Annotated in this window: 6 protein-coding genes; 5 read left to right on the top strand and 1 reads right to left on the bottom strand. The window is 61.9% G+C overall.

Annotation, left to right across the window (positions count from 1 at the left end; all coding sequences use genetic code 11):
* Positions 1-69 precede the first annotated feature (69 nt).
* From cobG to ACZ9BE_RS00755, 5 genes are all read left to right on the top strand, one after another.
* Positions 70-1,368: a precorrin-3B synthase gene (gene cobG, locus ACZ9BE_RS00735; RefSeq protein WP_476248804.1), complete on the top strand. Its 1,299-nt coding sequence runs from the start codon at positions 70-72 to the stop codon at positions 1,366-1,368.
* The gene (locus tag ACZ9BE_RS00740; RefSeq protein WP_056787678.1) at positions 1,361-1,987 is read left to right on the top strand and encodes a precorrin-8X methylmutase; all 627 of its coding nucleotides are present in this window, start codon (positions 1,361-1,363) and stop codon (positions 1,985-1,987) included. The genes cobG and ACZ9BE_RS00740 overlap by 8 nt, the downstream gene beginning before the upstream one ends.
* Positions 1,984-2,718 carry a precorrin-2 C(20)-methyltransferase gene (locus ACZ9BE_RS00745; protein ID WP_370695113.1) on the top strand — a complete coding sequence of 245 codons (735 nt, stop codon included), beginning with the start codon at positions 1,984-1,986 and terminating at the stop codon, positions 2,716-2,718. The genes ACZ9BE_RS00740 and ACZ9BE_RS00745 overlap by 4 nt, the downstream gene beginning before the upstream one ends.
* The gene (gene cobJ / locus ACZ9BE_RS00750) at positions 2,718-4,460 is read left to right on the top strand and encodes a precorrin-3B C(17)-methyltransferase (RefSeq protein ID WP_476248805.1); all 1,743 of its coding nucleotides are present in this window, start codon (positions 2,718-2,720) and stop codon (positions 4,458-4,460) included. Before ACZ9BE_RS00745 ends, cobJ begins: the two co-directional genes overlap by 1 nt.
* 324 nt (positions 4,461-4,784) lie before the next feature.
* The gene (locus tag ACZ9BE_RS00755) at positions 4,785-11,891 is read left to right on the top strand and encodes a TcdA/TcdB pore-forming domain-containing protein (RefSeq protein ID WP_476248806.1); all 7,107 of its coding nucleotides are present in this window, start codon (positions 4,785-4,787) and stop codon (positions 11,889-11,891) included.
* Between the two features lie 78 nt (positions 11,892-11,969).
* On the opposite strand, the gene ACZ9BE_RS00760 is transcribed toward ACZ9BE_RS00755, so the two are convergent.
* Complete coding sequence (locus ACZ9BE_RS00760) at positions 11,970-12,566, bottom strand: MarC family protein (protein WP_016771870.1); 597 nt, start codon at positions 12,564-12,566, stop codon at positions 11,970-11,972.
* Between the last annotated feature and the right edge of the window lie 58 nt (positions 12,567-12,624).

The following is a 12,624-nucleotide window of genomic DNA, read 5'->3' on the forward strand; positions in this document are numbered from 1 at the left end:
ATAATACTGCGCCTTCGCCCGCGAAGCGCTTCTGCCACACAACCGGTCAGCCCCTTGAACGAACGCCCGATGTCCACTGCCTTACGCCCCTCGGCCTGCCCGGGGTTGCTGCGTATCGTCCAGGCACTGGACGGCGGTATCTGTCGGATCAAGCTTGATGGCGGTTCGATCAGTGCCGATCAGGCCGATGCGGTGGCCGCTGCCGCCGAAGCGTTTGCGAGCGGTGCGATCGAAGCGACCAATCGCGGCAACCTGCAGATTCGCGGCATCGGTGCACAATCGGCAGCGCTGATCGAGTGTTTGCTGGCCGCCGGCCTTGGGCCGAAGCACGCCGCCGGCGACGATGTGCGCAATCTGATGCTCAGCCCGGCCGCCGGAATCGATCGGCAGATGCGTATCGATACACGCCCGCTCGCCGGGCAAATCCTCGACACGCTGCAATGCCATCCACGTTTCCATGAGTTGAGCGCCAAGTTCGCCGTGCAGCTCGATGGCGGCGAAGCGCTGGCAATGCTTGAGCACCCCCATGATCTGTGGCTGTCGACGTTCGAGCGCGACGGCGATGTCCTCTGGGCATTCGGTCTGGCCGGTTGCCCGACCGATCGCCCGCTCGGCGCTGTGACCCAGGACAACGCTCACGCGCTGGTGGTCGCCGCGCTGGAGTTGTTCCTCGACCTGGCCCGGCCAGAGCAAACACGGATGCGCCATCTGCTCGACGAGTTGCCCAGGCTCGCCTTTCTTGAATCGTTGCGCGAGCGCGTATCGCTCAAGGCGATCAGCAATTGGCAGCGCCCGACGTCGGCAGACGCGCTGCACATCGGCGCTCATCAGCAGAACACGCAAGGTCTCTGCTACGTCGGCGCGGTGCCGCCACTGGGCCGACTTGATCCGGCGATGCTGCGTGGCGCGGCACAACTGGCCCGTCAATTTGGCGATGGCAGTCTGCGCTTCACGCCGTGGCAGAGCCTGCTGCTGCCGAACGTGAAAGCCACTGATACCGACAACGTGCTTGAGCAGTTGCGGGCGTTGGACCTGTTGACGACCGAGGCCGAGCCACTGGCTCGCCTGATCGCCTGCACCGGCGCCGATGGCTGCGGCAAAGGCCTTGCCGACACCAAACAGGATGCCCGGCAACTTGCACCTCTGCTGCCCGCAGGCCTCAGCGTGCACCTGTCGGGTTGCTCGCGCTCCTGCGCCGCCGCCCACTGCGCGCCAGCGACGCTGCTGGCCGTTGCCCCCGGTCATTACGACCTCTATTTTCGCGATGCAGCACAGCCCGGATTCGGCACGCTGCACGCCTGCAATCTTACTATTGAAGCGGCCGCGACCCTGCTCGACGCCCGCTCCCGGAGCCCCCTTGATGCTTGATTACATCCGCGACGGTCAGGAGATCTATCGCAACTCCTTCGCGATCATTCGCCGCGAGGCCAATCTGGCGCGCATTCCCGCCGATCTGGAAAAACTTGCGGTGCGAGTGATCCACGCCTGCGGCATGGTCGAGGCCATCGACGGTCTGCAATTCTCCGAGGGCGCGGGCAAGGCCGGGCGCGATGCACTGGCGGCCGGTGCGCCGATTCTCTGCGACGCGCGGATGGTCTCCGAAGGCGTGACCCGCACGCGCCTGCCGGCCAATAACCAAGTGATCTGCACTTTGCGCGACGACAGCGTGCCGGAGCTCGCCCGCGAGTTGGGCAACACCCGCTCGGCTGCCGCGCTGGAACTGTGGCGCCCGCACCTCGAAGGCAGTGTGGTGGTGATCGGCAACGCACCGACCGCGCTGTTCTACTTGCTGGAAATGCTCGACGCCGGCGCGCCGAAACCGGCACTGATCCTTGGCTTCCCGGTCGGCTTCGTCGGCGCTGCCGAATCGAAAGCGGCGCTGGCCGCCGACAGTCGCGGCGTGCCGTTCGTGATCATGCAGGGTCGGCTGGGCGGCAGCGCCATGGCCGCGGCCGCCGTCAATGCCCTCGCCACGGAGATCGAATGATGCAGGCCAAAGGACGTCTGATCGGCCTCGGTGTCGGCCCCGGTGATCCGGAACTGATCACTGTCAAAGCCTTGCGCCTGCTGCGCGAATCGCCGGTGGTCGCGTATTTCGTGGCCAAGGGCAAGAAGGGCAATGCGTTCGGGATCATCGAGGCGCATCTGGTCGAGGCGCAGAACCTGCTGCCGCTGGTCTATCCGGTGACCACCGAGGCGTTGCCGGCGCCGCTGTCGTATGAGCAGGTGATCAGTGATTTCTACGACGAAGCCGCTGTGGCGGTCGCCGAGCATCTGGACGCCGGCCGCGACGTAGCGGTGATCTGCGAAGGCGACCCGTTCTTCTACGGCTCCTACATGTATTTGCATGATCGTCTCGCCAGCCGCTACGAGGCCGAAGTCGTGCCCGGCGTGTGCTCGATGCTCGGCGGCGCTTCGGTGCTCGGCGCGCCGCTGGTGTATCGCAATCAGAGCCTGTCGGTGCTTTCCGGCGTGCTGCCCCACGAAGAACTGAAACGGCGTCTGGCCGATGCCGATGCGGCGGTGATCATGAAACTGGGGCGCAACTTTCCCAAGGTCCGTCAGGTGCTGGAAGAACTCGGCCTCGCCGAGCGTGCGTTGTATGTCGAGCGCGCGACCATGGCCAACCAGAAGATCGTGCCGATGGATCAGGTCGAGCCGATGTCCTCGCCGTACTTCTCGCTGATCATCGTCCCGGGCGAACGGTGGCAAGGTTGATGAGCCAAACGACTCCCGCCATCGTCATTCTCGGCCAGGGCAGCCTCGCGACGGCGCGGCGCATTCAGCAGGTCTACCCGGCGGCGCAAATCCATGGCCTTGCCGGACGGGTTGAAGGCGCCGACAGCAGCTATGAGGAATTCGGCGCGACCCTGCGCGCGTTGTATCAACAGGACACGCCGATCATTGCCCTGTGCGCGGCGGGGATTGTCATTCGCACCTTGGCGCCGCTGTTGCTGGAGAAAGGCGCCGAACCGGCGGTGCTGGCGGTGGCCGAAGACGGCAGCGCGGTGGTGCCATTGCTGGGTGGACTCGGCGGGGTCAACGTCATGGCCCGGGAGATCGCGGCGGCGTTGCAAGTGGCGCCGGCGATCACCACCAGCGGCGAATTGCGCTTTGGTACCTGCCTGCTCAATCCGCCAAGCGGCTACGCACTGGCGGATCTGGAATCGGGCAAACGCTTCGTTTCCGACCTGCTCGCCGGGCACAGCGTGCGGATCGAAGGCGCGGCGCCATGGCTCGATCAGGCGCAGTTGCCGCAGGATCCGCAGGCGCAGCGGTCGATTCATGTGAGCAGTGTGCAGCGGGTGGCCAGCGCCGATGAATTGCTGATTTACCCGCGCAGTGTGGCGGTGGCAGTGAGCGCTGACGTGGCGGATCTGCCGAACGCCGTTCGCGCTGCGTTGCAACAGGCCAGTGTCGCCGTGCCGGCACTGGCGTGTCTGGTGGCAGCAGACGCTGAAATGGCCTCATCGAGTTTGCGCGAGGCTGCGCTCGAGTTGGGCGTGCCACTGCGCTTCGTCGCGGCGCAAAACGATCTTCAGACTTTGGCCCGCGTGGCAGTGCCAGCGGCGACCGTGATCTGCGCAGAACATCTGGCGATCGCGATTGCCGAGCAACCGCTGGACGTCGCGCAGATCGGCCGCCCGCGCGGTCGCCTCGCGGTCATTGGCCTTGGCCCCGGCGCCGCAGAACTGATGGTGCCAGCGGTGAAAACCGAACTGGCCCGCGCCACCGATGTGCTGGGCTACGAAACCTACGTGCGCATGGCTGGCCCGTTCCGCGACGATCAGGTGCAGCACTGCACCGACAATCGTGAAGAAATGCAGCGTGCCCGCCATGCCTTCAGGCTCGCCGCCGCAGGCCGCTCGGTGATCGTGGTTTCCTCGGGCGACCCGGGCGTATTCGCCATGGCCGCTGCGGTGCTCGAAGCCCTGCACGAATCGGACGATCCGGCGTGGCACAGCGTTGATCTGGAAATCCTCCCCGGCGTCTCCGCCTCGCTGGCCACTGCGGCTCAGGCCGGTGCGCCGCTGGGCCACGACTTCTGCGTGATGTCACTGTCGGATAACCTCAAGCCCTGGGCGATCATCGAGAAACGTCTGGATCTGGCCGCCCAAGCGGATCTGGCCCTGGCGTTCTACAACCCGATTTCCCGGGCGCGCCCGTGGCAACTGGGCCGGGCGCTGGAGATCGTTGCGCAGCACCGCTCGCCTGAAACACCGGTGGTGCTCGGCCGGGACATCGGCCGGCCGGGGCAGACGCTGCGCACCACGACCCTGGGCGCATTGACACCGGAACAGGTGGACATGCGCACCATGGTGCTGATCGGTTCTTCGACCACCTGCACCTTCGCCCGTGCCGGAGGCGGTGAGTGGGTTTACACGCCGCGTTGGTATGGTGAAAAACCGCTGTCTGAAAAACCCTCCGCTCATTCAATATTCGGCTTTGGGAAAGTTTGAGCGGTTGTAAGTCCGATTGAAGTTTCAATTGTTTTCCACCAGCAATAAACAATGGTCATGTCCCACAGGGCAGGGCCATTTTTTTTGCCCGACGGTCGCGCCGGTCCGCTAATTATTTCGCAGCCGTTACAGCATAGTGCTTCGGTGCCATCAGATATTGCCGGGGACAAGCTTTGTATTCCTTGTTGTTTGTGTGGCGCGTATTCGCCCACTAGGGTGCTGTGTTCATAGCACTTGTCGAGTGTCGTTCAAATCAATTTACCGCTCTGCAGCGGCGCGAAAGTGCGCGCGTCAATGGGCCATTAAGTAAACAAGGAGTGTGTGATGGCTTTAAAAAACGATTACTCGTTCGGGCGAGCATTCATTTCTGCGCAAGAGTATTCCGTACTCTCAAAAGCATTGCGGGAGCTTTCTGCCACCCCCCAATATCAAGCGCTGAACGACTATTACCAGCAAGCCGGTCAAACGACCGACCCGGTGTCGTTGTTGACCCTGGCGAGCCTGTTTCAAGAGCAACTTGCAGCGTTGTTGAAACGCAATAAAACCCCTGTTCCGGTGGCTGTCGATGACATTGCGCGAGGGCTGCAACGTTATCTGTCACGGCTTTTGACGACCGTGGAAATGTTGTCGGGGCCGACCCGGCCGGTGCCGAAAGTCATCCATTTCGTCTGGGTTGGCGGCAGCGAAGTCGGTGTCAATCAGCGCGATTACATGAATATCTGGCGCCAGGTGATGGCGGCGCAGGGTTACCGCTTCAATCTCTGGTACGACAGCGATGCGTTACTGGCTTTCGAGATGAACCGGATCATTCTCGACAGCGCCAGGGCTGATGCGATGGCATCCGGCGGTGCAGCCCTCAAGCATGCCGGGCAACTGGCGACGATGATTGAAGAGCGTGCACGGGTGTTGAAACAGCAGATGTTCGACTACCTCAGCCAGCCGAGGTGGAAGGGGCGGACCGATGAAGCACGCATCGATCTGATGGTGCGTGCTTATGGCAAGGACCGCGCGAGGCTGCAGGATTTTCGTCAGCGCTGCCTCGACAGCCATCTGGCGATGGTGGGGCCGGATCTGCAATTGCGCGATGTCACTCACGTCTTTGCCGATGACTTGTTGGCGGACGTCTACCGCCGCGAAGTGTCGATGCGCGGCAACTTCGCCGCAGCGAGCGATGTGGTGCGCTTGCAGGCGGAATTTCGTGAAGGCGGGCGTTATACCGACATGGATTATCTGCCGCCACTGCTCGACAAGTTGGGCGGTGTCGATATCAGCGATTACAGCCAGACGCAGAAAATCGCGGTTCTGCAACTTCTGTTGAACAACAATCCGCAGTTGATGCCGGGGCGCGATCCGCAGCATTACCCCGACAGGACCGACAGTCTTCCAGAGCAACATAAACAACTTCTCGAGGATTTTGCTCGCAGTAAACCGGACGTCCTTGAACTGTTCATAGCGCCAAAAGTCGTGGAGGCTGCGGAGAACGGCTTTCGCATGGGGCTGCAAATCAATGAAGAAATGAACGCTCATTTCATCGCCCAGCCGGGCAGCGGCATGACGATGTCGATCATGCAAGTCATTCGGCTTAATTACGACGTGCTCGCTGAAGTTGAAAAGCGCATGGCCAACTCGGCATCCGGTTGGGCCGACGGTGAAAACCTGACCACGGTCGCGGCGACAGTCATTGAAGAGATGTTGGTCAGGTCGAACTTCACCAGCTGGAATGAAGCTTATGCCTACCAATTGCTTAAAGCGGTTGTCACCTATTATCGGGACGGTATCCGCAATGACGCGGCGGGTACGGTAACGCTCACCGGCCCGGGCGCGGCACTCGCTGGATTACATGAATATATCGAAGCCAATTGCGATCCGTTTTTCACTCGTCAGGTGCTGGCGCAACAGCGTCTGCGCGAGGGCTACAACGTCAATACCGAAGAGGAAACCATTTCCGGCTGGATCGTCCGGGGCACGGAAAAAGACTGGCTGGAGAAGGAACACGCCCGGTGGGCCGAGGGAAAGCTCAAGTCTCGTTATGCCGGACGCTTGTCCAACCTGCTCAGCGATCGAAGCCTGACCTTCGAGCGCGGCTGGCCCGTTGTCGAGGGCAAACCGGTGCTGTTGACCTCAGTGCTGCAACGCTTGATGGATGATCTGGGCGAGCCGTTCATTCGAGCGATGCGAGACAAGTTGAGCGGGGAGGTCAATTTCGCTCAAGCCGTGGTCATCGACTTCGACGCCCGTCAGCAAGTGCTGGCGCAAGGACCTGTGGTTGTGCCGACCTCCCATGGTGCGGAATCGGTCAGCCATCTCAACGAACTGTTCAGCCGGATCGCCCACGGTACGCTGCCGCTGGAACAACTGAGCCCCGCGATGCGAGTCGTGCTCGGGGGGATTTTCGGCGCGACGAGCGTGGACGATGTCGGGTTCGCCGATACCTGGCAACAGGTGCGCGACCTGGCCATCGCCACCGACCGTGACGGCACTTTCGCGCGCTACGATGCGATTGAAAAAGCCGTGCGCCAGCGCCGCTCGGCGGCGTTCGAGAACGGACTGGAACGCGACCTGCCGACGGCCACATCGACGACCCGCGAACTCAAGGTTCAAGCCATGTCCGAGCCGCTGACGCTGCGCCAGTGGGGCGAACGTATCGGCCAGATCAAGCACAGCGCGCAGCGGGAGTTTCGCACGCAGATCCTGCAGCGCAGCGGACAAGTGCGTGACACCTTTTCCAAGGCTGGTGCGGTGTCGGTCAAGCAGTTGCCGCAGGATCTGTTGCAGCGCAACGCGGGCGACCCGGGGCGCCGCTGTTATCCGCTGGCGCTGCTGATGGGCGCCGCAGTGGCAGCCGGCGAGCCGGCGGAACGGGCGTTGGTCGGGCATGTCGCCAGCGCCAGCGTGAGTCCCGACGAACTTGGCTCGCGGGCGTTGCGCAGTGCGCTGGACGAACTGCGCGCCTTGCCCACCGGCGAGGTCGGCAGCGTTCGCGGCGTGCAACGCCTGGACAGCATCATGGCTGCGCTGGACGCTAGCGCCGTGCCTGCGGTGCTGCTGCTCGACACCGGCGACCACGCCCTGCTGCTGGCCAAAGTGCAAATTGGTGAGCACGCGGCCTATCGCTTCTACGACCCCAACTTTGCTCTCTATGGTTTTGCCGATGGTGCGCAGTTGCAGCGTGGCGTAGAGCGTTATCTGAGCGCGGACGATAACGCGCTGGCGAAGCTTTATGGTCTGGGTGAGATGGCCACGGCGCAGTTCACCGTCACTGAGCTGGACACTGCGGCTATCGCCGAACGCAGGCTGTCATCGGATCTGCGTGTGAACAGTTTTCTGCACAACGTTGCACTGGCCGATCCGCAGGGAGCCTCGATCTGGCACAAACAAGCGCTGGCCCGTACCCGATCTCTTGGGGAAAACGCTCGACTGGGCACCAGCCTGGCGCAACTGGATGCGCGCTACTGGGCCAGCGAGCTTGAGCAGGCGACCGAGCGTTTGCGCCGTGAGCACAACCTGGCGCGTGATTACGTGCCGTTGCTCGATACCCACAGCAAAAACGCCGACGGCGGCCACAGCATTACCCTGATGGATCTGCGCAATGCGCAAAATGCCCGGACGGTCAGCACCCGGGATTCGCGCTTTCAGAGAATCAGGCAATACGTCGAACGACTCGTGCAGGGCGGTGCGGCCAGGCCCGGGCAGACGGCTGATCACGACGGTGGCAGCCGACTCAGTTTCGCCTTTGCGATCCAGACGCTGATCAGTGAAATGCGCCAGCGCGAGTACCGCGCTGGCGATACGGCGCCGACACTGACCGTCGCCCTGCAACTTCAGGTGTACGTCAGTTATGCACAGCTGGGCTTTGGTGTGGCCAGCGATGCGGTGCAGGTCATCCAGTTGGTGCGCCATTTAGCGGTGGCCGAGCGGGCGTTGCAGCAGACCTCGTTCTCCGCACGTCTGGCCGGGCAGGCCGCCACGGGTATCGGGGTGGCATTTTCCGTGGCCAATATCGGTTTCGACATCTACAACCTGACGCAGGCAGAGAATCATGAGCAGCGAGCGCGATTCTCTACGTCTCTGGCGTTCAATACGGCGGCGCTGGGTCTGGATATTGTCGCCCTGGCGGCGGGCGGAACGGTGGGCGCGTTCGCCGCAGCGCTGGCCGTGCCGCTACTGGGCGTCGGTATCGGGGTGACCGCCATTGCCAGCAATCTCGGGCAGATCATGGACAAGGCTGCGGCCATCGGCGAGCACCTCTCGCAGATTCACGACGCTTATCAGCAGTCTTACGAAAGCGTTGGTGCGGTCTTGCAGTTCCCCGCACTGGCAGTGATTACCGAGGTGGATCTGCACAGCAGAAGGGTGGCGTTCGAAGGGCAGAAGTTTTACCCCTGGAAGGGCTGTGCACTGGAATTGCCGCAATACGACGATGATCCTGCCAGGCGGCATGCTGCGATCAACATCCCCAGAGCCTTTCAACGTCCTGCTGTCGGCAGCGTCTGGGGTACTTTGCCCACGATGGTCGTGCTGCCTTGTTCGCCAATCTGTTACTACGGCTATGAATATCAACTCGGCAGCGCCGGGACCGTGCCCTTTTCAACAACCCGCTACCCGCGGTTGCACGACCGCCTGGCACATCAGCTGGAATATGACGCGCTCGGTAACCGGGTGTTTTACCTGTTCAGTACGCCGTTTGCGCCACACATCCTCTACAAGCTGCATCCGGTATTCATGGCCACGACGATCAAGGTGCAGTTGAGCGCAGAGGTCAGTCAGCTGTTGGTTCCGGACCTGCCACCAGAGTGGCGCAAGAAGATTGCCTACTGGATCACCGCGCCGCAGGGGCAATACCGAATTCGGTTGGTGCCAGGCCTGCTGGCGGTGAATTTCGAACAAGCGCAGGGCTGGGAACGGGTGACCTGGACGGTGCAGGCGTCCTGGGCACGGGTCGAGCAGGTCAGCTTTCGTGCAACATCACGGGGCAGCATCGACAGCGCACCTGACATGCTGGTCGATGGCCTCGTGTTGAATCGTTTTGACGGCGTCATCGAGCTGGCCGAGGGGCTGTTCCGGATCGACTGGACGGGCCGCAGCCTGCATCTGATCGCCGTTGTCCTCGACTACGAAAACAACGCTGCGACTCAACTGCGTAGCGCAACCATGACCGCCAGCGGCATCCCTGCGCCGGTGCAGCGTTATTTGCGCGCTCAGGTCGCAAGCGGGCAACTGACCGCAGCCTATTTGCCGTTGCGTAACTTCAGAGTGCCGTTCGATTCGCCGAACCGGCCAGTGGTGACTACCGGCTATTACGACACTGCGCGGGATCGGGTGCTGTTCGCGCGTAACCTGCCGCTGGAGGTGAACGAGGGTGTGGTTCTGGCAGGCGTCAACGCCGGCCATGCGTGGTTCTACCATTCCGATCATCCATCCGTATGGCGGGTCGATGTGCTGACCGGCACTGTCCAGCATCGCTACCGTCTGAAAAATCCGCGTACAGGTTCGACCATCATCGGCTGCCGACAACAAGCCGATGGAGCGCTGCGGATTGCGCAGAGGCTGACGGCAGAAGCGTTGCATGGCACCACCACGGTCGAGTACCGGATTAGCGGGCAGCATGTAGTACTGACCGCTTGCCAGATCGCTTTTGCCGCCGAGGACTATCGGTTCGAGCCGCGTGAAGCGCTTCGACAAACCGATGCCCCGGACATGGGCGTCTCGTCAGACATGGCCGCCAGCAGCAGACATTGGTCTTGTGCTCCGTTCATTGTTGTCGAGGGCTATGCCGGGTCGCAGTTGCGCGACAGGGCTTGGCTGAACAAGACGACGGGCAAGTGCATTCAGGCCAGGCACGACCTGTCCTGGCCCGAAGACTTGTTGATGCTGATGCCGTCCAGCCCTGAAAACAACGCGGTGCTGTTCTATAGCCAGCAGGAGCGGACGATCAGCCGCGGCATCGAACCCCGTGTCGGTCATTGGCAGAATGTGGTGATCGAGCGCGATGTGGTGGAGGTCACTCAGACAAATCAGCGCTTCATCGCCACCAAGGACGACGGCCGTCTGTTCGAGGTCGATATCGTCGACGTGCCGGCAGCGGCAGCGATCGACGAGGTGATTGTGTTTCAGTACGGGGTACCTTCCCTTGCGCACAGAAGCGATGAGGCATGGCTCGATCAGGCCGATAAGCCTTCGATTCTCCGGTTCGCCGGTGTCGGGCAGCGTTGGCTGCAGCGACATCCCGATTGGTTGAGCGCATTGCATTCGCTGGCCACGAAAGCGCCGTTGCTGCCGTTCCCGGTCTTCGGTTTACGTGATGGGGCAGGTCAGGCGTTCCTGACGGCGTGGTGTGTCGATGGCAAAGTCGCTGTGGCCGATATCGGTCAGGGCAAGGAGCTGGCGCTGCTCGGTCTGACCCCGGATCAAAGCGCTGTCTGGTTGCTTGAGGTCAGCACCGGACAACTTTACCGCCAGCCGCTGATGGCGATCGAAGCATTGCGGGGAGTGTTTGCCGCTGACCATCGTTTGCTGAAACCGGAGGTGCTCGACAGGCCTGAAAAGGTCTGGACGTCATGGACTTTTGCTGAGGTGCGGCGCCAGGGTGAAGGGCTGATTGCGCAGACCCTCGACGGGGTGCATCTGCAATTGCTGGATAACCAACCGGCAATGGTCGTAGGCGTGGAAAATCGCTGGTCTCATGTGCCGGGGCAGAGCGATGAACAGTTACGTGCACGCCTGCGAGCATTGTTGCACGGGCATGCCCACGCGCCTGTCATACAAGTGGCAAGTGCAACCGGACGCTATCTGTATTACCTGCCGCAACTTGATCGGCTGTTTGATCTGTCCGGGCGCAGTGACGGACAGTGGTCGGCATTCCTCGGTACGCGCGGGTCGAAGCAGCCGATGCTGTTCGACCCGCTCGACCAACTGATTTTCAGCGCCGGCCCGAACGACGGCGTCTGGCTGCCCGACAGTTATGCCCATCGCGACGCCGAGGTCATGGTGCTTGAGGTAGGTGATGACATCACAGAGATCGAAACATTGTTGCCCGATGGCGTTGCCAGGCTGCTGCTGACTTTCGGTGCGCAGACCTCGGGTTATCGGCTGTCGCAAGTTTCCTCCCAGCGCCTGGACTGCATCGTGGTCGATGGACGACAGGCTTCGGATGCTGAAACGGCGGAACCTTGCCTGCTGGATCTGGATCTGGACGAGTGCGGGCATTGGTGGATGTCACGGGTCGATGACGGTGTGGTACTGACCGATCCGGACTCCGGGCACAGTCTGATCTTGCGTAATTTCGACGGACAACGCCCACTGCTACTGATGCTGCCCATTGCCGGGCGGCCGTACACGTTCACGCTGGCTCAAGGGCTGGAAGCGTTTGCCACTGTGCGCGGCGCAGAGGCCACGGTCAGCCTGACAGCGGTGATCGCAGCGCTGCGCTGATGTCGCTCCGCACAGCAAAGCGCCGCGAACGGTAACCGTACGCGGCGTTTCGTTGTGGCGGTTGCGCTGCAACAACACTCAAGGCACCAGATAACCTTTCACGCCGGTAAAAATGATCTGCGCGGCCAGTGCGCAAACAAACAATCCCATCAAGCGGCTGACAATCTGCAAGCCCTGATCGCCGAGAATCCGCTCGATGCGATTGGACAGATACAGCACCACTCCGACAGTAAAACTGGCCAGGGCGATGCTCATGATTGCAGTGAGCTTGTCGTCCCAGTGCGGCTGGCTGACGCCCATTACCAGCAAGGCGCCGATGGTGCCGGGGCCGACCGTCAGCGGAATGGTCAGCGGCACGATGGTCACGTCCTGCTGCACATTGTCGGCCTGCACCGCCGGTTTGCCCTGAGCCATGCCGAGCGCGGAAATGAACAACACGCTGCCGGCACCGATGCGGAAGGCGTCTACGGTGATGCCGAAGACATCGAAAATCACCCGCCCGAACAAATAGAGCAGCACACTGGAAATCAGTGTGGCGAGGGCGACCTTCCACGCCAGACGCCGCTGTTCCTTGCGCGAATAGCCACGGGTCAGGCTGATAAAGCACGACAACACGAAGAACGGGCTGTAGAGCACCAGCATCTTCAGATAAACGCTGAACAACACATGGAGCATGATGCAAGCTCACTGGCGATGGAGTCGGGGGGGAGTCTATCAGGCACCGCAGATTCTG

This window comes from Pseudomonas sp. TE9122, assembly GCF_056278925.1.

Coding starts and splice junctions, on each gene's coding strand:
- cobG (WP_476248804.1), top strand. CDS start 70: ATGTCCACTGCCTTACGCCCCTCGGCCTGCCCGGGGTTGCTGCGTATC.
- ACZ9BE_RS00740 (WP_056787678.1), top strand. CDS start 1,361: ATGCTTGATTACATCCGCGACGGTCAGGAGATCTATCGCAACTCCTTC.
- ACZ9BE_RS00745 (WP_370695113.1), top strand. CDS start 1,984: ATGATGCAGGCCAAAGGACGTCTGATCGGCCTCGGTGTCGGCCCCGGT.
- cobJ (WP_476248805.1), top strand. CDS start 2,718: ATGAGCCAAACGACTCCCGCCATCGTCATTCTCGGCCAGGGCAGCCTC.
- ACZ9BE_RS00755 (WP_476248806.1), top strand. CDS start 4,785: ATGGCTTTAAAAAACGATTACTCGTTCGGGCGAGCATTCATTTCTGCG.
- ACZ9BE_RS00760 (WP_016771870.1), bottom strand. CDS start 12,566: ATGCTCCATGTGTTGTTCAGCGTTTATCTGAAGATGCTGGTGCTCTAC.